19 protein-coding genes are annotated in these 19,763 nt (G+C 60.2%); 12 read left to right on the forward strand and 7 right to left on the reverse strand.

Annotation, left to right across the window (positions count from 1 at the left end; genetic code table 11):
- The first annotated feature begins 75 nt into the window (after positions 1-75).
- Entirely contained in the window at positions 76-699 is a 624-nt protein-coding gene (locus tag ORL50_RS18935) for a DUF1120 domain-containing protein (RefSeq protein ID WP_266017199.1), read from the forward strand.
- Positions 700-860: 161 nt separating this feature from the next.
- Positions 861-1,484: a DUF1120 domain-containing protein gene (locus ORL50_RS18940; RefSeq protein WP_266017200.1), complete on the forward strand. Its 624-nt coding sequence runs from the start codon at positions 861-863 to the stop codon at positions 1,482-1,484.
- A gap of 98 nt (positions 1,485-1,582) precedes the next feature.
- Here ORL50_RS18940 and ORL50_RS18945 read toward each other — a convergent pair whose 3' ends face one another.
- From ORL50_RS18945 to ORL50_RS18970, 6 genes are all read right to left on the reverse strand, one after another.
- Positions 1,583-2,890 carry a CynX/NimT family MFS transporter gene (locus tag ORL50_RS18945; protein WP_266017201.1) on the reverse strand — a complete coding sequence of 436 codons (1,308 nt, stop codon included), beginning with the start codon at positions 2,888-2,890 and terminating at the stop codon, positions 1,583-1,585.
- The gene (locus tag ORL50_RS18950; RefSeq protein ID WP_266017202.1) at positions 2,880-3,539 is read right to left on the reverse strand and encodes a FadR/GntR family transcriptional regulator; all 660 of its coding nucleotides are present in this window, start codon (positions 3,537-3,539) and stop codon (positions 2,880-2,882) included. The genes ORL50_RS18945 and ORL50_RS18950 overlap by 11 nt, the downstream gene beginning before the upstream one ends.
- Positions 3,540-3,797: 258 nt before the next feature.
- Entirely contained in the window at positions 3,798-4,562 is a 765-nt protein-coding gene (locus tag ORL50_RS18955) for an amino acid ABC transporter ATP-binding protein (protein ID WP_045062117.1), read from the reverse strand.
- An 11-nt stretch (positions 4,563-4,573) separates the two neighbouring features.
- On the reverse strand, positions 4,574-5,671 hold the full coding sequence (locus ORL50_RS18960; protein WP_266017203.1) for an amino acid ABC transporter permease: 1,098 nt from the start codon (positions 5,669-5,671) through the stop codon (positions 4,574-4,576).
- A gap of 10 nt (positions 5,672-5,681) precedes the next feature.
- Entirely contained in the window at positions 5,682-6,863 is a 1,182-nt protein-coding gene (locus ORL50_RS18965) for an amino acid ABC transporter permease (protein ID WP_266017204.1), read from the reverse strand.
- Between the two features lie 65 nt (positions 6,864-6,928).
- Positions 6,929-7,960, reverse strand: a complete 1,032-nt coding sequence (locus ORL50_RS18970) for an amino acid ABC transporter substrate-binding protein (protein WP_266017205.1) — start codon at positions 7,958-7,960, stop codon at positions 6,929-6,931.
- 469 nt (positions 7,961-8,429) lie between these two features.
- On the opposite strand from ORL50_RS18970, the gene ORL50_RS18975 reads away from it, so the two are divergent.
- From ORL50_RS18975 to ORL50_RS18995, 5 genes are all read left to right on the forward strand, one after another.
- Positions 8,430-9,086 (forward strand): alpha/beta hydrolase, encoded by a 657-nt coding sequence (locus ORL50_RS18975; RefSeq protein WP_266017206.1) that lies wholly within the window; start codon positions 8,430-8,432, stop codon positions 9,084-9,086.
- Between the two features lie 96 nt (positions 9,087-9,182).
- On the forward strand, positions 9,183-10,670 hold the full coding sequence (rhlB, locus tag ORL50_RS18980; protein ID WP_266017207.1) for an ATP-dependent RNA helicase RhlB: 1,488 nt from the start codon (positions 9,183-9,185) through the stop codon (positions 10,668-10,670).
- Between the two features lie 138 nt (positions 10,671-10,808).
- Positions 10,809-11,756 carry an ornithine cyclodeaminase family protein gene (locus tag ORL50_RS18985; RefSeq protein ID WP_266017208.1) on the forward strand — a complete coding sequence of 316 codons (948 nt, stop codon included), beginning with the start codon at positions 10,809-10,811 and terminating at the stop codon, positions 11,754-11,756.
- A gap of 143 nt (positions 11,757-11,899) precedes the next feature.
- Positions 11,900-13,036, forward strand: a complete 1,137-nt coding sequence (locus tag ORL50_RS18990) for an NAD(P)/FAD-dependent oxidoreductase (protein WP_266017209.1) — start codon at positions 11,900-11,902, stop codon at positions 13,034-13,036.
- An 81-nt stretch (positions 13,037-13,117) separates the two neighbouring features.
- A complete protein-coding gene (locus ORL50_RS18995; RefSeq protein WP_266017211.1) occupies positions 13,118-13,744 on the forward strand; it encodes a helix-turn-helix transcriptional regulator in 627 nt (208 codons plus the stop codon).
- A 75-nt stretch (positions 13,745-13,819) separates the two neighbouring features.
- Here ORL50_RS18995 and hmpA read toward each other — a convergent pair whose 3' ends face one another.
- Positions 13,820-15,001, reverse strand: coding sequence for an NO-inducible flavohemoprotein (hmpA, locus tag ORL50_RS19000; protein WP_266017212.1), 1,182 nt, complete (start codon positions 14,999-15,001; stop codon positions 13,820-13,822).
- 146 nt (positions 15,002-15,147) lie between these two features.
- Between hmpA and norR the strand changes: the two genes are divergently transcribed.
- The 5 genes from norR to ORL50_RS19025 all read left to right on the forward strand — a co-directional run bounded on the left by norR (position 15,148) and on the right by ORL50_RS19025 (position 19,691).
- Positions 15,148-16,698, forward strand: a complete 1,551-nt coding sequence (gene norR, locus ORL50_RS19005) for a nitric oxide reductase transcriptional regulator NorR (protein ID WP_266017213.1) — start codon at positions 15,148-15,150, stop codon at positions 16,696-16,698.
- A gap of 292 nt (positions 16,699-16,990) precedes the next feature.
- Complete coding sequence (locus ORL50_RS19010; protein ID WP_266017214.1) at positions 16,991-17,893, forward strand: chemotaxis protein CheV; 903 nt, start codon at positions 16,991-16,993, stop codon at positions 17,891-17,893.
- Between the two features lie 27 nt (positions 17,894-17,920).
- The gene (locus tag ORL50_RS19015; protein WP_266017363.1) at positions 17,921-18,379 is read left to right on the forward strand and encodes a GNAT family N-acetyltransferase; all 459 of its coding nucleotides are present in this window, start codon (positions 17,921-17,923) and stop codon (positions 18,377-18,379) included.
- A 151-nt stretch (positions 18,380-18,530) separates the two neighbouring features.
- Positions 18,531-18,857, forward strand: a complete 327-nt coding sequence (locus tag ORL50_RS19020) for a hypothetical protein (protein ID WP_266017215.1) — start codon at positions 18,531-18,533, stop codon at positions 18,855-18,857.
- Positions 18,858-18,941: 84 nt separating this feature from the next.
- On the forward strand, positions 18,942-19,691 hold the full coding sequence (locus ORL50_RS19025; RefSeq protein ID WP_266017216.1) for a YkgJ family cysteine cluster protein: 750 nt from the start codon (positions 18,942-18,944) through the stop codon (positions 19,689-19,691).
- Positions 19,692-19,763 lie beyond the last annotated feature (72 nt).

A 19,763-nucleotide genomic window follows, 5' to 3' on the forward strand; every position in this document is an offset into this window, starting at 1 on the left:
GAACCTGATGGATCGTGAGCGCAGTTGGGCGCAACGCCACCATCAAGTCCACTAACCATAAAAGTGAATAAACAAATGATGAAAAAGTACTTAGCAGCACTCTCCGCCACCGCACTGATCGGCATCGCCCCTTCTGCACTGGCGGCTTCGACCACCGAGTTGAAAGTCACTGGCATCATTACGCCAGCGGCGTGCGTACCAACATTGTCCAGTGGCGGAATCGTCGATCACGGCAAGATATCCTCCAAGGACCTGAACCAGACCAAGGAGACACGCTTGACTCCATATACATTGCAATTCTCTGTGAATTGCGATTCCGCGACAGTGTTCACGTTGAAGCCGATCGATAACAGACCGAATACCGACCACGATAACGGTGAGCTTTTCGGTTTGGGCAAGATAAACGGCGATCAGAGGCTCGGCGGCTTCCAGGGCTACTTCGGCAACTCTGTAGCCGACGGTGTGCCCGCAATCACACTAGGCTCCACAAACAATGGCAACAGCTGGTCTAAAGTTTCCGGTTTCTACCCCTACATGCTTTACGCAGTCGGTTCCCCCGCTGATCAAGCCACTCCGATAGCCGTGAAGGATCTGGTCACAGACCTTCAAGTCCAAACGTTCATTGCCAGGGCAGACTCACTGGACCTCGGCAACGAAGTGAATATAGACGGCTCCGCAACCCTGGAAATCCGTTACTGATTCCCGACCTAGCCCCGAGCCTCTCGCCAGCTAACTGGCAAGAGGCTCCGGGCCCCTCCCCCCGTCACTGGCGTCTACGGACACCGCCGGCAGCAACTCCGGCCCGGAACTGATCGAGACAATCAACATCAGGGCCACTGACCAGATAAGTGAATAAAACAATGATCAAGCGGTATTTGGCAGCACTCTGCGCAACTGCACTAATCGGCGTTGCCCCGCCTGCGGTGGCGGCTTCGACCACCGAGTTGAAAGTCACTGGCATCATCACGCCAGCGGCGTGCGTACCAACATTGTCCAGTGGCGGAATCGTCGATCACGGCAAGATTTCCTCCCAGGACCTGAACCAGACCAAGGAAACACGCTTGGCTCAACATACGTTGCAGTTCTCTGTGAATTGCGATTCCGCGACAGTGTTCACGTTGAAGCCGATCGATAACAGACCGAATACCGACCATGATCGCGGAGAGCTTTTCGGTTTGGGCAAGATAAACGGCGATCAGCGGCTCGGCGGCTTCCTGCCCTCCTTCCACAATGTTGTAGCCGACGGTGTGCCCGCAATCACCCTGGGCTCCATAGACAATGGCAACAGCTGGTATCGAAACTCCTTTATCTTCCCCTACGCAGTTAACGCAGTCGGCTCCCCTGCTGATCCATCTACTCCGATAGCCGTCAAGGATCTGGCCACAGACCTGCTGATCAACACCTACATTGCCAGGGCAGACTCACTGGACCTTGGCAATGAAGTGGCTATAGACGGCTCCACAACACTGGAAATCCGTTACTGATTTCCCGACCTTGCACGAAACCTCTCGTCAGCTAACTGGCGAGAGGTTTGGCGCGACAACCGCCACGGCTCGGCGACGTCGGGTAGGGTGAGCTTGAGTCAGACCTTCTCGCTGACTACGCCGACGTACAACGATCGGCCGGCACCCAGTCCGGCAAGGATCGCGCCGAGGCCGATGACCGCAAAAATCCAGCCGACCGCCGCCCAGCCGCCGGTCCAGTCATGCACGATGCCAACCGCAAGCGGCCCCATGGAGGCCAGGGTGTAGCCAAAGCCCTGAGCCATGCTCGACAGGTTCGCCGCCACGTGCGCGTCTCGCGAGCGCAGCACGATCAGGGTCAGCGCCAGGCTGAAAGCCCCGCCTTGCCCCAGGCCGAGCAGGATCGCCCAACCCCACAGGCCATCGATCGGTGCATACAGGCAACCGAACAGACCGCCCAGGGTCAGAGCCATGACAATCACGATCGCCAGGCGCTGGTCCTTGCCGCGAGTGGCCAGCCAGGGTGCCGCCAGGGAACTCGCCAACTGCACGATCACCGAACCGGACAGCACCAGCCCGGCCTGGGTCGGCGTCAGGCCGCGACCGATGAGGATCGAAGGCAGCCAGCCGAACACAATGTAGGCCAGCGATGACTGCAGCCCCATGTACAAGGTCACTTGCCAGGCCAGGGGATCGCGCAGCAGGCCGCGAACCCGGTAGGCGACATTGTGCACCCCGTGTTTCTGGCCGACTTGCGGCAGCCAGAACAGTGCCGCGACCAGTGCCGGAATCATCCAGAAGCCCAGGCCGATGGCCCAGCTGTTATCGAAATGTTCGCTCAACGGCACGGTCGCACCCGCCGCCATCGCTGCACCCAGGCACAGGGCCATGGTGTAGACGCCGGTCATGGTGCCCGCGTGTTTGGCGAAGTCGCGCTTGACGATGCCCGGCAGTAATACGCCAATCACGCCGATACTGGCGCCGCCCAAAACGCTGCCGGCAAACAGGCCGATTTCGCCGAACGAACTGCGCAGGATAATGCCGCCAGCCAGGGTCAGCAGAATGCCCAGCACCACTCGCTCGGCGCCGAAGCGGCGGGCCAGGATTGGCGCCAGTGGGGCAAACAGCCCAAGGCACAGCACTGGCAAGGTAGTCAGTAATCCGGCCTGGGCCGCGGACAAGCCAAGGCTTTTCGAGACCTCGCTGAGCATCGGCGCCATGCTCGACAGCGCCGGACGCAGGTTAAGCGCGACCAGAATCAAGCCCAACAGCAACAGCCAGGGCCGACGCAGGATTGGGTGGCTGTTCTGCACCTCTTCGTCGTCGGCTTCGGCGTCTATCAGCAGCTCTTCGAGCTCCGCCGTGCGTTTGGCTTCAGGGATGTTGCTGTTACGGCTGGACATGGTTTTCCTGGGTTCAAGGTTCATTGATCAACTGCCTGGACAGGGCTTTGGCCCGCTCCGGGTCACGTTGTTCGACGGCATCCAGCAGTTCGACATGGAGGTCGAACACTTCCTGGCGCCGTGGGGTGACGGTCAAGGTCTGGCGCAGTTGCGCGCCGACGATTCTGGAAAAGTAGCGATACAGCTCACTGAGCGTGGGGTTGTGCGCGGCGTCGACCAGGCGCCGGTGAAACACCAGGTCGCAAGCGATGTAGCTGTCGAGATCACCATGGTAGTGACTGCCGCTGACACCCAGGGCTTCGCGCAATGCCAGCAGATCTTCGTCGGTGCGTCGCAAGGCCGCGAGGCCAATCGCTTCGACTTCAAGGATGTGCCGGGTTTCGCGGGCCTGTTCATGGGAGCAGCGCGACAGCGCCTTCATAGTGTCCAGGGGGTCGATCACTGCGCGCAGGTAACTGCCATCGCCCTGGCGAATGTCGATCAATCCGGAAAAGGCCAGCACGCGCATGGCTTCACGCACGGTGTTGCGGCTGATGCCCAACTCCGCAGACAACTCCGGCTCGGTGGGCAGACGCTGCCCAACCGCCCAGACGCCTTCGGTAATGCGCTGGCGCAATTGGTCCAGGGCCTGATCGACCAGGGAGCGCTTGATTAACGGTGACATGTCAGACATGGATTCGCCCTGTCATCCAATCATAGGATGAATTTCCTGACATGTTAGTCAACTAACTATCAAAGGGCAACCACACTCCGTAGGAGCTGCCGAAGGCTGCGATCTGTTGATCTTGCTTTTTCGCTGATCTGGGTGAGCTCATGGACGCCTAGATCAAAAGATCGCAGCCTGCGGCAGCTCCTACAGGTGAGAAAGCGTTTCTGCGGGCGAAAAAAAACCCGGAACTGAGTCCGGGTTTCTTTCAATGCTTGAATCAGATCAATGCAGAATCTGGCTCAGGAACAACTTGGTCCGCTCATTCTGCGGGTTGTCGAAGAAGTCATTCGGCGCCGCCTGCTCAACGATTTCGCCCTTGTCCATGAAGATCACGCGGTTGGCCACGGTACGGGCGAAGCCCATTTCGTGAGTCACGCACAGCATGGTCATGCCGTCTTCGGCCAGGCCGATCATGGTGTCGAGCACTTCTTTCACCATCTCCGGGTCGAGTGCTGAAGTCGGTTCGTCGAACAACATGATTTTTGGCTTCATGCACAGAGCGCGAGCGATCGCCACGCGCTGCTGCTGACCGCCGGACAGTTGCCCCGGGAATTTATGCGCCTGCTCCGGAATGCGTACGCGCTCCAGGTAGTGCATGGCAATTTCCTCGGCCTTGCGCTTGGGCATCTTGCGTACCCACATCGGTGCCAGGGTGCAGTTCTGCAGGATGGTCAGGTGCGGGAACAGGTTGAAGTGCTGGAACACCATGCCGACTTCGCGACGCACCGACTCGATCTGTTTGAGGTCGTTGGTCAGCTCCACGCCATCGACCACAATGCGTCCCTGCTGGTGTTCTTCCAGGCGGTTGAGGCAGCGAATAGTGGTGGATTTGCCGGAACCCGATGGGCCGCACAGGACGATTCGCTCGCCCTGCTTGACGTTCAGGTTGATGTCTTTCAGCACGTGGAACTGGCCATACCACTTGTTCACACCCTGCATCTGAATAATGCCTTCAGGGCTCACAGGCTGTTTGATTGCTTCGCTCATAAAAAGAACTCCTAACGCTTGTGGCCAGTGTCGAGCTTGCGTTCCAGATGCATGGAATAGCGCGACATACCAAAACAGAAAATCCAGAACACCAGGGCGGCGAACACGTAGCCTTCAGTGGCCATGCCCAGCCATTTCGGGTCGGCGGCGGCTTGCTTGACGCTGTTGAGCAGGTCAAACAGGCCGATGATGATCACCAGGCTGGTGTCCTTGAACAGCGCAATGAAGGTGTTGACGATGCCCGGGATCACCAGCTTCAGGGCTTGCGGCAGGATCACCAGGCCCATCGAACGCCAGTAGCCGAGGCCCATCGCTGCGGCCGCTTCGTACTGACCTTTGGGGATCGCCTGCAGGCCACCGCGCACCACCTCGGCCACATAAGCCGACTGGAACAGGATCACGCCGATCAGTGCCCGCAACAGTTTGTCGAAGTTCATCCCTTCAGGCAGGAACAGCGGCAGCATCACCGAGGACATGAACAGCACCGTGATCAATGGCACGCCGCGCCAGAACTCGATGAAGGTCACGCACACCACGCGAATCGCCGGCATGTTCGAACGACGTCCCAGCGCCAGGACAATGCCCAGCGGCAACGCACCGGCAATACCGACAGTGGCGATCACCAGTGTCAGCATCAGGCCGCCCCATTGGCTGGTCGCCACCTGGGTCAGGCCGAACACTCCACCGTGCAACAGGCACCAGGCAATGATCGGGTACAGCACCAGGAAGCTCAGCCCGTACACCGCTTTGCGCGGGAAGCGAGAGATGAACAGCGGGGCCACGCCGATGACCGCCAGCCACACGGTCAGGTCCACGCGCCAGCGCAGGTCCACCGGGTAGTAGCCGTACATGAACTGGCCGAAGCGCTGTTGGATGAACACCCAGCAGGCGCCATCCTTGGTGCAGTCGGCCTGGCTGGTCCCGACCCAGTTGGCGTTGATAATCGCCCAACTGAGAATCGGCGGCACCACCAGGTAAATCAGGTAGAACGCAAACAGGGTCAGCAGGGTGTTGAGCCAGCTGGAGAACATGTTGGCGCGCATCCACGCCACCACACCGATACTGCGGTCCGGTGGCGGCATGTCAGGTTTGAAAGTATGAGTACTCATGCGCTTTTCCTTACCGCTCGATCAGCGCAATGCGCTTGTTGTACCAGTTCATCAGCAAGGAAATGCTGATACTGATCGCCAGGTACACGCTCATGGTGATGGCAATCACCTCGATCGCCTGCCCGGTCTGGTTCAGCACCGTGCCGGCAAACAGCGAGACCATCTCCGGGTAACCGATACCGGCGGCCAGCGAGGAGTTTTTTGCCAGGTTCAGGTACTGGCTGGTCAGCGGTGGAATGATCACGCGCAGGGCTTGCGGGATGATCACCTTGCGCAGGGTCGGACCATTGCGCAGCCCCAGGGAGTGCGCCGCTTCGGTCTGGCCATGGCTGACCGACTTGATACCCGAGCGCACGATCTCGGCAATGAATGCCGCGGTGTACACGGTGAGCGCCAGGGTCAGCGCCAGCAGTTCCGGGATCAGCACCCAGCCACCGACGAAGTTGAAGCCTTGCAGCTTGGGCATTTCCCAGTGCACGGGGGCGCCGAAAATCAACGCGCACAGCGCCGGGATCACCAGGAACAGCGCCAGGCCAACCCAGAACTTGTGGAACGGCACGCCGGTCTCTTCGAAACGTTTGGTCGCCCAGCGGTTCATCAGCACGATAGCGACTATGGCCACGCCGACGCTGGCCACGAACGGCCAGAAACCATCCGACGCCAGCGCTGCCGGCATGTTCAGGCCACGGCTGCTGACGAAGAAGGTATCGCCGAAGTTGTGGCTGTTGCGCGGCCCAGGCATGGTCAGGAATACCGCGAAGTACCAGAACAGGATCTGCAGCAGCGGTGGGATGTTGCGGAAAACTTCTACATACACCGTCGCCAGCTTGGCAATGATCCAGTTTTTTGACAGCCGTGATACGCCGACGATAAACCCGAGGATTGTCGCCAGGATCACGCCGATGAAGGTCACCAGCAGCGTGTTGAGCAGGCCGATGACAAACACCCGGGCATAGCTGTCCGATTCGGTGTAGTCGATCAGGTGTTGGGCGATGCCGAAACCGGCACTGCGCTCCAGAAAGTCGAAGCCGGAGGTAATGCCCCGGTGTTGCAGGTTGGTCTGGGTGTTATCGAACAGATACCAGCCCAGCGAGACCACCGCCACAATGGTGATGATCTGAAATAGCCACGCACGCACTTTGGGATCGCTGAGGCTGAGCCTCTGCTTTGGTGCGCCGATTGAATTTTGCATGAAGTGCCCCGCAAGAAATGGAACAGAACATCACCCGGCGGTTGGCCCACCGGGTGATAGAACCATCAGCGCACTGGTGGTGCGTATTGAATGCCGCCGTTGTTCCACAGCGCGTTCAGGCCGCGGTCAATTTCCAGCGGGGTGCTCTTGCCGAGGTTTTTCTCGAACACTTCGCCGTAGTTACCTACCTGCTTGACGATCTGTACTACCCAGTCCTTCGGCAGTTTCAGATCCTTGCCGTATTCACCGTCAGCCCCGAGCATACGAGCGACGTCCGGGTTCTTGGTGGCTTTGGCTTCGGCTTCGACGTTCTTGGAAGTGATGCCGGCTTCTTCTGCATTGAGCATGGCGTAGCCAGTCCAGCGAACCACAGCCAGCCATTCGTCATCGCCGTTACGCACCACAGGGCCGAGCGGCTCTTTGGAGATGGTTTCCGGCAGAACCACGTAGTCCTTCGGCGCGGCCAGCTTGCTGCGCTGGGCGAACAGCTGGGACTTGTCGGAGGTCAGCACGTCGCAACGACCGGATTCCAGCGACTTGGCGCTTTCGTCGGAGGTGTCGAAGGTGATCGGGGTGTATTTCAGACCGTTGCCGCGGAAGTAATCGGAAACGTTCAGCTCGGTGGTGGTACCGGCCTGGATGCAGATGGTTGCACCGTCCAGTTCCTTGGCGCTCTTGACGCCGAGCTTGTTGTTTACCAGAAAGCCGATGCCGTCGTAGTAGGTGATGAAACCTGGAAACTTCAGGCCCATGCCCGCATCACGGGAGCTGGTCATGGTGGTGTTGCGCGACAGAATGTCGATTTCGCCGGATTGCAGCGCGGTGAAGCGCTCCTTGGCGTTCAGCTGGCTGAATTTAACCTTGTTGGCGTCGCCGAATACCGCAGCGGCTACAGCGCGGCAGAAGTCAGCATCGATGCCGAGGATCTTGCCAGTGGCGTCCGGAACCGAGAAACCCGGCAGGCCGTCACTCACACCGCACTGTACAAAACCTTTCTTCTGCACTGCATCCAGGGTTGCACCCGCCTGAGCGAACCCGCTGACGCCAAGTACTGCGGCTGCAGTCACGACGGCCAGGGTGGATTTCAACATCTTCATTCAAACCTCCAGTTTTGCTCTTGTTGTGTCGGAGCGTGAGTCCAGTCGCACCCTTATGAGGCGTTGTTGACCCGTGTTGGCTTTTTTTAGGGTCAAGCGACGTAGGACCTTAGCTATGAGTCTAGTAGGAGAAAATCCACGTCATGGACCACTCACTTCTCACCAATCGGCCGAACGGGCTGTAGCCCTTCTCGTTCGCGAAGCCCGTAGCGGCCACTGGCGAACATCCATCACCGGATTTTTTTTGCTATCCCGCCGCCAGCAGTACACTGATAGTGTTACCGCCAGTCGCTGGATTGATTGCTCGGGTTTTCCCATAGCAAAGCCCGTACCAGACCACTCGCCAATGCCATTCAAAGACAGGTCAATAGCAAAACTTGTAACCTTGCGACATCTTCTTAACTGATCAACCAGACGCGCACTCAGAACTCGCACTCAATGAGAGCGCACGCACAAAAATGGAGCGAACATGACCGAGCCCTTGATTCTTCAACCCGTCAAGCCAGCAGATGCTTGCGTTATCTGGCTGCACGGCCTGGGCGCCGACCGTTACGACTTCCTGCCGGTGGCCGAAGCGCTGCAGGAAACCCTGTTGAGCACCCGCTTCGTTTTGCCCCAGGCACCGACTCGCCCAGTCACTATTAATGGTGGCTACGAGATGCCCAGCTGGTACGACATATTGGCCATGAGCCCGGCCCGGGCAATCAGCCGCGAGCAGCTGGACGAGTCAGCACAGCGGGTGCTGGATTTGATCGAAGCTGAGCGCGCCAGCGGAATAGACGCCTCGCGCATTTTCCTCGCGGGTTTTTCCCAGGGTGGTGCCGTGGTGTTGCACGCCGCCTTCCTGAAATGGCAGGGGCCACTGGGTGGCGTACTTGCCCTCTCCACCTACGCGCCGACATTCAGCGACGAGCTGGAAATTTCCGCCAGCCAGCAGCGTATTCCGGTGCTGTCGCTACATGGCCAGTACGATGACGTGGTGCAAAACTCGATGGGGCGCAGCGCTTATGAGCATTTGAAGACCCGTGGTGTCACCGTGACATGGCAGGAATACCCAATGGGTCACGAAGTGTTACCCGAGGAGATACACGATATCGGGGTCTGGCTCACCGAGCGCCTGCGTTAAACAACTCGTGTAAAAGCCACCTTTGATCATCACACTACGCCGCGCCCGATTCTTGCATTACACTGGCCGGCGTACATTCCTTAATCAATTGATGAGATGACCGTGCTCAAAGCACTCAAGAAAATGTTCGGTAAAAGCGAGACTGAGCAGCTCGCGCCAGCCTCCAGCGCTCCGTCTCACACTCCCAGCCACCGCACCGACGGTAATCAGCCTGGCCGGACCGCAACCGCAGCGGTACCCAAGGACGAGCCGATGACCCCACCGGTCGCCCCCTCCGTCGCAGTTACTGCCGACGAACCGCCGCTCAGCGAAGCAGCAAAACCGGCAAGGCCACGGCGCGAACCCAAGCCCAAGGCACCGGTTATTCCCTGGAAGCTCGAGGACTTCGCCGTCGAACCCCAGGAAGGTAAAACCCGCTTCCACGATTTCAAACTCGCCCCCGAACTGATGCACGCGATCCAGGACCTGGGCTTCCCGTATTGCACGCCTATCCAGGCCCAGGTGCTGGGTTTTACCCTCGCCGGCAAAGACGCCATCGGTCGCGCCCAGACCGGCACTGGCAAGACTGCCGCATTCCTGATTTCGATAATTACCCAGCTGCTGCAAACCCCACCGCCCAAAGAGCGCTACATGGGCGAGCCACGGGCACTGATTATCGCGCCGACCCGTGAACTGGTAGTGCAGATCGCCAAGGACGCCGCCGACCTGACCAAGTACACCGGCCTCAACGTCATGACCTTTGTCGGCGGCATGGACTTCGACAAGCAGCTCAAGCACCTCGAAGCCCGTCACTGCGACATCCTCGTGGCCACGCCTGGCCGTCTGCTGGACTTCAACCAGCGCGGCGACGTGCACCTGGACATGGTTGAAGTCATGGTCCTGGACGAAGCCGACCGCATGCTCGACATGGGCTTCATCCCGCAAGTGCGGCAGATCATTCGCCAGACCCCGCCGAAAAACGAGCGCCAGACGCTGCTGTTCTCCGCGACCTTCACCGAAGACGTGATGAACCTGGCCAAGCAATGGACCACCGAGCCGTCGATCGTCGAGATCGAGTCGCAGAACGTGGCCAGCGAAAACGTCGAGCAACACATTTACGCCGTCGCCGGTGCGGACAAATACAAGCTGCTCTACAACCTGGTCAACGACAACGGTTGGGAGCGGGTGATGGTGTTCGCCAACCGCAAGGACGAAGTACGGCGCATCGAAGAACGCCTGGTGCGCGATGGCGTCAACGCCGCGCAGTTGTCCGGTGACGTGCCGCAGCACAAGCGCATCAAGACCCTGGAAGGCTTCCGCGAAGGCAAGATCCGCGTACTGGTCGCCACCGATGTAGCCGGTCGCGGCATCCACATCGACGGCATCAGCCACGTGATCAACTTCACCTTGCCGGAAGTGCCGGACGATTACGTACACCGTATCGGCCGCACCGGCCGGGCTGGCGCCGACGGTGTGTCCATCAGTTTTGCCGGTGAAGACGACTCCTACCAGCTACCGTCCATCGAGGCGCTGCTGGGCCGCAAGATCAGCTGTGAAACGCCGCCGACGCATCTGCTGCGGGCGGTTGAGCGCAAGCGCCCGTAACTTCTGGCGTGTGCAAGAGGCGCAGCCGGCAACGGACTGCGCCTTTTTTTCGTCCGGGTTTCGTTCAACAGGCTTGCCCAACAAAACTAAAAGTCCATAATGGACAAAATAGTTTAGATGCAGTCTCCGGAGCCGTTCATGTCCAGCACGCCCTACGTGATCACCCAACCCCAGACCCGCGAACTGCTGGCGCAACTGGATGTTCCGCAGATTCTGCGCAAACTGTTTCGCGACCTGGCGGCCGGGCACGCGGTGCAACCGGCGCAGCAACTGGTGGAATTTCCCCAAGGCGCCGGTGACTTCATCAACTACCTGGGTGTGCTGGCCGAAGACGGGGTGTACGGGGTCAAGACTTCACCCTACATCGTGCGCGAGCAGGGCCCGTTGGTGACTGCGTGGACCTTGCTGATGTCGATGCAGACCGGCCAGCCGTTGTTACTGTGCGACGCCGCCGAACTGACCACGGCACGCACTGCCGCGACCACCGCCGTGGCAGTCGATGCCCTGGCCCCACAGAAGGCGCAGCGCCTGGCGATTATCGGCAGCGGCAAGGTGGCCCAGGCGCACCTGCATTATGTGAAGGGTCTGCGTGAGTGGCAGAGCATCAACCTCTATTCCCCCGGCCTGGACAGTCTTGATGCTGAAACGAAAGCGCGGCTCACAGGCCTTGACCCACGCCTGACACTGGCCACGAGTCGCGAAGCGGCCATCCACGACGCCGATGTGATCATGCTGTGTACCTCGTCCGCCGGCCCGGTCATCGACCCGTCCACCTTGAGCAAACCGGCACTGATCACCTCCATCAGCACCAACGCGCCACGGGCTCACGAAGTGCCGCCGCAAAGTCTCAGCGCCATGCAGGTGTTCTGCGACTACCGGGTGACCACGCCTGGTTCGGCCGGCGAGATGCTGATTGCCGGTGAACAACATGGCTGGGACAAAAGCGCCATCGTCGGCGACCTGGCCGATTTGATCAGCGGCAAAGTGCAACGCCCCGCCTACGATCGCCACGTGTTTTTCCGCTCGATCGGCCTGGGCCTGGAAGACATTGCACTGGCCAATGCCATCTACCGCCTACAGCACTAACACCACCACCCCCTGTAGGAGCCTGCTTGCTGGCGATCGCATCACCACGGTTCCCTGACAGACCGCGGCGCCTGTATCGCCGGCAAGCCGGCTCCTACAAAGATCATCGAAACATTGGCATTTTCGCCCATCAGGAGACATGCATGAGCCAGGCAGACTTCATCATCATCGGCGGCGGAATTGCCGGCGCTTCCACCGGCTTCTGGCTGTCGCAGCATGGCCGAGTGATTGTGCTCGAGCGTGAATCCCATCCGGCCTATCACTCCACCGGCCGTTCCGCCGCGCTGTACACCGCGGCCTATGGCACGCCGCAGGTCAGGGCGTTGACCCAGGCCAGCCGGGATTTCTTCGACGCGCCACCCGCCGGTTTCTGCGAACACCCGCTGCTGACTCCGCGCGGCGAGATGACCGTCGACTTCAGCGGCGACCCTGCCGAACTGCAGAACCAATACCTGAGCGCCAAGGCCACGGTGCCGGAAATGCAGATGCTCAGCGCCGAAGAGGCCTGCGTGCGCCTGCCGATCCTGCGTCGGGAAAAAGTTCATGGCGCGATCTATGACCCGACTGCCAGCGACATCGACACCGATGCCCTGCATCAGGGTTACCTGCGCGGTATCCGGCGCAACCAGGGCCAGGTCCTTACTGATACTGAGGTGCTGAGCCTGAGCCAGGATGCCGAGGGCCTATGGCAGGTGCAAACCAACGGCCAGACCTTCAGCGCCCCGGTCGTTATCAACGCTGCCGGCGCCTGGGCCGACAAGATCGGCGAACTCGCCGGCGCCCAGCCGCTGGGCCTGCAACCCAAGCGGCGCGCGGCGTTCATCTTCGCCGGGCCGGAAGGCGTGGACATCCACCACTGGCCGATGCTGGTCAGCCTGGATGAATCGTTCTACATGAAGCCCGACGCCGGTATGTTCCTCGGCTCGCCGGCCAATGCCGACCCGGTCCAGCCCCATGATGTGCAGCCCGAAGAGCTGGACATCGCCATGGGCATCTACCAGATCGAGGAGGCCACCACCCTGACTATCCGCCGTCCGACCCGCACCTGGGCGGGGTTGCGCAGTTTTGTCAGCGACGGCGATTTGCTCTGCGGCTTCGATCCGCAGGTACCTGGGCTGTTCTGGGTGGCGGCTCAAGGGGGTTACGGGATTCAGACCTCTCCGGCGATGGGTCAGGCCAGTGCCGCACTGGTGCGCGGCGAGCCCCTGCCCGAAGCGCTGAGCCGATTCGGCCTGAACGCTGCCATGCTCGACCCTGCGCGCCTGAGCAAACAGGGTTAGTCGGGTGACGTCCACCGCCGTTTGCGGCAAACTTCCAGCGCCCTGCCTTGTGGGCGCTGATGCCGCCTGGAGCGCCACTGAATGAACGCCCCCGAGAGAGATCCGGCCCTGGATAACTACCGAGCCATCAGCGACGCGATTGCGACGCTGTTCTTTCCCCATGCCGAAGTCGTGCTGCACGATCTGCGCACGCAGAAAGTCGACTACATCGCCAACAACCTGTCGAAACGCGAAGTGGGCGACGACTCTTCGCTGGAAGACATGCTCAGTGAAGAGGTCAGCGAACGAAATATTGGGCCGTATGAAAAGCTCAATTGGGATGGTCAGAAAATTCGCAGCTTGAGCAGTGTGTTGCGCGACAGTGATGGCCTCCCCTTGGCGGTACTGTGCATCAATCTGAATATTTCGCTGTTCGAGAACGCCAAGGCGGCGCTGGATTTGTTCCTGTCGCCGAGCAAGCTGATACCGCAACCGGACTCACTGTTCCGCGATGACTGGCAGGAGCGTATCAACACCTTCCTCCACGCCTGGCTGCGCGAGCGCCAGCTGAGCCTGAGCATGCTCACCCGCGACCACAAACGCGAACTGGTCCTGGCCCTGCACGCCGAAGGCGCCTTCAAAGGCAAAAGCGCCTCCAACTATGTGGCGAATGTCCTGAACATGGGACGGGCCACGGTGTACAAGCATTTGAAGGAACTCAAAGGCTGATTGCAGGGCTCGCCAGCGATGGCGGCCGTGGGATTGCCATCGCCGGCAAGCCGGGCTCCGTCAGAGGGGCGGTGGTTATTCCAGCGCGGATGCCGGGCCGAAGAACTCGTAGCGGCTTTGTTTTTCCGGCACACCCAACGCTTTGAGGTGGCGCTTGATCGCTGCCATGAAGCCTTTGGGCCCAAGGAAATAAGCGTCGAGATCACGCTCTGCGGGCAACCACTCGCCCAGCTGTTCCTGGCTTAAAAGACCAACCTTGTCGGCGGCCGGGCTCACGCCGTCATCTTCGGCATAGCAATAGAAACGCTTGAGCTGCGGGTGACGTTCGGCAAGGCCGTCGATCCAGTCCCGGAACGCATGGACGCTGCCATTGCGCGCGCAGTGGATGAAGTGCACCGGTCGCTCAGTGGCCAGCGCCGCTTCCAGCATCGCCAGGGTCGGCGTGATACCAACGCCGCCACTGATCAGCACCAGGGGTTTGTCGCTGGCACTCAAGGTGAATTCACCCGACGGCGGGAACAGCTGGATGGACGCGCCCACATGCAGTTGGTCGTGCAGGTGATTGGAGGCACGCCCCCCTTGCTCACGCTTGACGCTGATGCGGTATTGCCCTTTGTTGGCCAAGGCCGACAGTGAATAGTTACGGCGAATTTCTTCACCATCCAGGATCAGTTTCATGCCGATGTACTGGCCAGGTTCCGCCGCCAGGATCGGGCCCTTGTCCGCCGGCTCGAAATAGAACGAAATAATTTCCGCGCTCTCCTCGACCTTGGCCGCCACGATGAATTCCCGCGCCCCACGCCAACCGCCAGGCGCCTGCGCCTTCTGGTCGTAGATGGTCTTTTCCGCACCCATCAGGATATCGGCCAGTTGCCCATAAGCAGCGCCCCAGGCGGCCATCACTTCAGGCGTGGCGATCTCGTCACCCAGCACTTCGCTGATGGCTCGCAGCAAACAGGAGCCGACAATAGGGTAATGCTCCGGCAGAATCTGCAACGCCACGTGCTTGTTGATGATCTTCGCCACCAGGTCGCCCAACTGGTCGAGCTGATCGATGTGACGGGCATACATCAGCACGCCATTGGCCAGGGCGCGTGGCTGATCACCACTGGCCTGGTGGGCCTGGTTGAACAGCGGGCGCACTTGCGGGTATTCGGAGAGCATCATCCGGTAGAAATGGGTGATCAACGCTTCGCCGCCGCTTTCCAGCAATGGCACGGTGGATTTGACGATTGCACGATCTTGAGCGCTCAGCATAAGGTGACTCCTGGGTTTCTATTCGTTTGCCCTTAGGTATCAGTTTTCATGCCAATTTTAAAATCGTTATAAATCAGCTAGTTATGCTTAATATAGTCATTTAGACCTGAGTTGCTTTATAGTCAAATCGACTATATGGAGTCACTATGACTGCAAAATCCCTGCTCACCGCCCTGCTGCCCCTGGTCTCCGACCTGTCCCGCGAACTCCCGGAAGGTGAGCGCTATCGACGCCTGCTCGAAGCCATGCGCGCCCTTTTGCCGTGCGACGCCGCAGCCCTGCTGCGCATCGACGGAGAGTGGCTGGTGCCGCTGGCAGTCGACGGCCTGAGCACCGACACCCTGGGACGACGCTTCAAAATCAGCGAGCATCCGCGCTTCGAAGCGCTGCTCAGCAGTCCTGGGCCCACCCGATTTGCCGCCGACAGCGAGTTGCCGGACCCTTACGATGGGTTGGTGGATGGCCTGCATGACCATTTGGAAGTCCATGATTGCATGGGCTGCCCGCTGTTTATCGACGAACGTCCGTGGGGCCTGCTGACCCTGGATGCACTCGATCCGCAAAGCTTCGAACCGATTGAGCTGGATGCACTGCAAGCCTTCGCCAGCCTGGCGGCGGCCACAGTCAATGCCGCGGAACGGATCGAGCGCCTGGCCAACAGGGCCGAACACGAACATCAGCGCGCCGAGGTATATCGCCAGGCAAGCGGTCAGCAGAATCGCGAGATGATCGGCCAGAGCAAGGCGCATAAACGCCTGGTTGAAGAAATCGACCTGGTGGGCGGCAGCGACCTGACCGTGTTGATCACTGGCGAAACCGGGGTTGGCAAGGAGCTGGTGGCTCAGGCCATCCACGCCTCTTCTGCCCGCGCCGACAAACCGATCATCAGCCTCAACTGCGCCGCCTTGCCCGACACCCTGGTCGAAAGCGAGCTGTTCGGCCACGTGCGCGGTGCTTTCACCGGTGCCACCAGTGACCGGCGCGGTAAATTCGAACTGGCCAATGGCGGCACGTTGTTTCTTGACGAAGTGGGCGAGCTGTCGCTGACCGTGCAGGCCAAACTGTTGCGCGTGCTGCAAAGCGGCCAGCTGCAACGGCTGGGGTCGGACAAGGAACATCAGGTGGACGTGCGTTTGATCGCGGCGACCAACCGCGACCTCGCTGAAGAAGTGCGCAGCGGCCGCTATCGTGCCGATTTTTATCACCGCTTGAGCGTCTACCCACTGCTGGTGCCGGCGCTGCGTGAGCGCGGGCGCGATGTACTTCTACTCAGCGGCTACTTTCTGGAGCAGAACCGTTCACGCATGGGCCTCAATAGCCTGCGCCTCAACAGCGATGCCCAGGCTGCGCTGCTGGCCTACGACTGGCCGGGCAACGTGCGCGAGCTGGAACACCTGATCGGCAGGAGTGCCCTGAAGGCGCTGGGTCAGTGCAAGGAACGGCCGAAGATTCTCAGCCTGAGCGCGGCGGATCTCGACCTGCCCAATGGCAGCGTCGAAGTACTGGCGCAGCCACCAACCGTGGCTGCGCCAGCACTGGTGTCGGGAGACCTGCGCGAAGCGACCGACAGTTATCAGCGGCATTTGATCAGCGCTTGTCTGGAACGGCACCACAACAATTGGGCCAGCGCGGCACGGGAGCTGGGGCTGGATCGGGCGAATCTTGGGCGGATGGCCAAGCGCCTCGGCATGAAATAGCGAGGAACCCAGCTCGACCGGTCAAAATTGAAAGGATGAAAATGCCCGTGTAGCAGCTGCCGAAGGCTGCGTTCGGCTGCGCAGCAGACGTAAAATCGGCGGTTATACCGCGTTATCCGGATTCACGACTGCTACGCAGCCGAACGCAGGCTTCGCCAGCTGCTACAAAGGTCGCGTCAGCCGACAATACCGGTATTTAACCTAAAGCCTGCCCGCAACAAGTCGATAACCCGGCATCGATAGTTGTTGGCGCTCCCCACAGCGCCCTCACCTTTTTCCACAGAAGGTTTTTATGTCCTCCACCAAAGCCCGCGCAGACTCACTTTCGCTTCTGCTATTTACCTTGCGCAGCGGCAAGCTGATGGCGATCAACCTGCTGAAAGTCAGTGAAATCATCCCCTGCCCAGCCCTGACCAAACTGCCGGAGTCACACCCCCACGTCAAAGGCATCGCCACCCTGCGCGGCATGTCGTTGTCGGTGATCGACCTCAGCCGCGCCATCGGCGAGAGGCCGCTGGAAGATCCCAACGGTGGCTGCCTGATCGTCACCGACGTCAGCCGCTCGAAGCAGGGCCTGCACGTGCAGGCGGTGAGCAAGATCGTCCACTGCCTGACCACTGACATCCGCCCTCCGCCCTACGGCTCTGGCGGTTTGCGCTCGTACATCACCGGGGTGACTTCGGTCGACGGCACGTTGGTGCAAGTTCTGGATATCGAAAAGGTCATTCACGGCATCGCCCCGGCCCAGATCGAATCGGCGCCGACCGAACTCAGCATGGAAGACGCCGAAACACTCGGCAATGCACGGATACTGGTAGTCGACGACAGCCAGACTGCGCTGCAGCAATCGGTGCACACCCTGCGCAATCTCGGCCTGCAATGCCACACCGCGCGCAGCGCCAAGGAAGCCATCGACTGCCTGCTGGACTTGCAAGGCACCGAACAGCAGATCAACCTGATCGTTTCAGACATTGAGATGTCGGAGATGGACGGCTATGCCTTCACCCGAACCTTGCGTGAAACGCCGGACTTCGCGCACCTTTATGTGCTGCTGCACACTTCCCTGGACAGTGCGATGAACAGTGAAAAGGCCCGTCTCGCTGGCGCGAACGCGGTGCTGACCAAGTTCTCCTCGCCAGAGTTGACCAAGTGCCTGATCGAAGCCGCCAGGGCTGTCGCAGAACAAGGTCATTGAGGCTTGAGCAAGGATTACTGCTTTCTGATGCGGCGCAACCTTGCTGAAGTTGTGCCTGCGATCACCTGGCCCCGGGGAATCGTCCTCGGCGAATACTGCCCGGAGAGCGCTGAAGCCGTTCATCGCTTGATGGAATCGGGTTATGAGCACGGTGGCGGCCGCGTGCCGGCACTGGATGTCTGGCAACAGCGTTTTGCAACCGATCCGGAATACGACCCGTCCCTGTGCTTCATCGCACTGGATGCCGCAGGTATTGTCGGAGTTTGCCAGTGCTGGACGAGCGCCTACATCAAAAACCTGGTGGTGCATCCACGGGCTCAGGGCCAAGGATTGGGCCGGGCGCTGCTGCTACATGCTTTCAACGTGTTTCAGCAAAGGCGCGAAGGGTTTGTCGATTTAAAGGTGCTGGAAGACAACCTCAGGGCGCAGCGGCTGTATGAAAGTGTCGGGATGTCTGTGGTTCGCCGGGAGCGGGTTCCTGCCTGATGGCGCCAAGATCGCAGCCTTCGGCAGCTCCTACAGGCGAACGCATGCCACCCCGTAGGAGCTGCCGAAGGCTGCGATCTTTTGGCGATTTCAGGCAACCCTACCCTCTTGAGGCATACTCGACCTGACATCACCAAGGATCCCTGCCCCCATGAAAGCAATCACCCTGACCGTCATCTGCCTCACTGCCCTGGCCACTCAAGCCCAGGCCTCCAGCCCCGACGCCTGGGCAGCCTTCGACAAAGCAGTGCTCGCCAGTTGCACCAAGGCCAGCGGCCTGAAAAACCCCAAGCCGGTCGGCACCGCCGCCCAATTCGATGATCGCGTCGGCTACACCGCGCTGCTGCTGCAGGGCCAGTACCCGCAAAAACACATGAAAGGCCAGCAAGGCACCGAGCTGTGCCTCTACAACAAGAAAAGCAAAACAGCCTACGCCACCGAATGGGATTCGATCCGCGCGCCGGGCAAAACCCAATGAGTGGCGCATAACTTGCTTCCACGCAGGCCTTCGCGGTGATTTTCCGTCACCGTTCTCCTGCTTCCGGATGCGACTGACCGCTCAATGAATACGACGTTTTCCTGCGTAGGCTGTGGCAAATGCTGCACCGATCACCATGTCCCCCTGACCCTGGATGAAGCCCGTATGTGGGCTGGTGACGGCGGTCAGGTGATCGTGCTGGTCGAGGCTTTCCTCGACAGTGGCCTGGGGCTGCCAGCGCAGCAACGCGAGCATGCCGAGCGCCGTTCGGCGCGGGTGAGCAGCGGCGAATCCGCGGCATTCGTGGCCATCACCTTTGCTGCCTACAACCTGGGGCGCTGCCGGAATCTTGACGAAGACAACCTGTGCCGCATCTATGATCGCCGCCCCCTGGTTTGCCGCATCTATCCGATGGAAATCAACCCACACATCCCGCTCAACATCGCGGTAAAGGAATGTCCTCCAGAGTCGTGGGAGAGTGGGCCGGAGCTGATCGTGGGTGGCGCACTGGTTGACCAGCCACTGGCCGAACTGATCCAGCGCTCACGCCAGGCGGATCGGGATGATGTGCTGGTCAAGGACGCGATGTGCGCGCTATTGGGGATACGTACCACGGCGCTGAAGGGCGATGGTTTTACCGCGTACCTGCCGGATATGGCCGAATTCGCCACGATCTTTGATGAGCTGGCCGGCCAGACACTGCCGGAATGGGCCAGCGAGTGGCTGTTCCATGTCTCGGGCGACGACATCGCCGGCCAGGTCCAAGCCGCTGGTGCTGAACTGGCCGACGGTGCAGCCCTGAACTACGCGTTTATTTCGTTGCGGGCGGCCTGATCTGAATACCTGTCGCGGGCAGCCTCCCCTGCAGGAGCGAGCCTGCTCGCGATAGCGGTGCAACAGATAGCA

Origin of the sequence: Pseudomonas sp. RIT-562, assembly GCF_026241895.1 — a bacterium.
In the GTDB taxonomy this organism is placed as follows: domain Bacteria; phylum Pseudomonadota; class Gammaproteobacteria; order Pseudomonadales; family Pseudomonadaceae; genus Aquipseudomonas; species Aquipseudomonas mandelii_F.

Bases quoted from the DNA above. Each gene is read 5' to 3' on its own strand.
- ORL50_RS18965 (WP_266017204.1), bottom strand. From the start codon at position 6,863: ATGCAAAATTCAATCGGCGCACCAAAGCAGAGGCTCAGCCTCAGCGAT.
- ORL50_RS18985 (WP_266017208.1), top strand. From the start codon at position 10,809: ATGTCCAGCACGCCCTACGTGATCACCCAACCCCAGACCCGCGAACTG.
- ORL50_RS18970 (WP_266017205.1), bottom strand. From the start codon at position 7,960: ATGAAGATGTTGAAATCCACCCTGGCCGTCGTGACTGCAGCCGCAGTA.
- ORL50_RS18990 (WP_266017209.1), top strand. From the start codon at position 11,900: ATGAGCCAGGCAGACTTCATCATCATCGGCGGCGGAATTGCCGGCGCT.
- ORL50_RS19025 (WP_266017216.1), top strand. From the start codon at position 18,942: ATGAATACGACGTTTTCCTGCGTAGGCTGTGGCAAATGCTGCACCGAT.
- ORL50_RS19020 (WP_266017215.1), top strand. From the start codon at position 18,531: ATGAAAGCAATCACCCTGACCGTCATCTGCCTCACTGCCCTGGCCACT.
- ORL50_RS18945 (WP_266017201.1), bottom strand. From the start codon at position 2,890: ATGAACCTTGAACCCAGGAAAACCATGTCCAGCCGTAACAGCAACATC.
- ORL50_RS18975 (WP_266017206.1), top strand. From the start codon at position 8,430: ATGACCGAGCCCTTGATTCTTCAACCCGTCAAGCCAGCAGATGCTTGC.
- ORL50_RS18950 (WP_266017202.1), bottom strand. From the start codon at position 3,539: ATGTCTGACATGTCACCGTTAATCAAGCGCTCCCTGGTCGATCAGGCC.
- ORL50_RS19015 (WP_266017363.1), top strand. From the start codon at position 17,921: ATGCGGCGCAACCTTGCTGAAGTTGTGCCTGCGATCACCTGGCCCCGG.
- ORL50_RS18960 (WP_266017203.1), bottom strand. From the start codon at position 5,671: ATGAGTACTCATACTTTCAAACCTGACATGCCGCCACCGGACCGCAGT.
- ORL50_RS19010 (WP_266017214.1), top strand. From the start codon at position 16,991: ATGTCCTCCACCAAAGCCCGCGCAGACTCACTTTCGCTTCTGCTATTT.
- rhlB (WP_266017207.1), top strand. From the start codon at position 9,183: ATGACCGTGCTCAAAGCACTCAAGAAAATGTTCGGTAAAAGCGAGACT.
- ORL50_RS18995 (WP_266017211.1), top strand. From the start codon at position 13,118: ATGAACGCCCCCGAGAGAGATCCGGCCCTGGATAACTACCGAGCCATC.
- norR (WP_266017213.1), top strand. From the start codon at position 15,148: ATGACTGCAAAATCCCTGCTCACCGCCCTGCTGCCCCTGGTCTCCGAC.
- ORL50_RS18940 (WP_266017200.1), top strand. From the start codon at position 861: ATGATCAAGCGGTATTTGGCAGCACTCTGCGCAACTGCACTAATCGGC.
- ORL50_RS18955 (WP_045062117.1), bottom strand. From the start codon at position 4,562: ATGAGCGAAGCAATCAAACAGCCTGTGAGCCCTGAAGGCATTATTCAG.
- ORL50_RS18935 (WP_266017199.1), top strand. From the start codon at position 76: ATGATGAAAAAGTACTTAGCAGCACTCTCCGCCACCGCACTGATCGGC.
- hmpA (WP_266017212.1), bottom strand. From the start codon at position 15,001: ATGCTGAGCGCTCAAGATCGTGCAATCGTCAAATCCACCGTGCCATTG.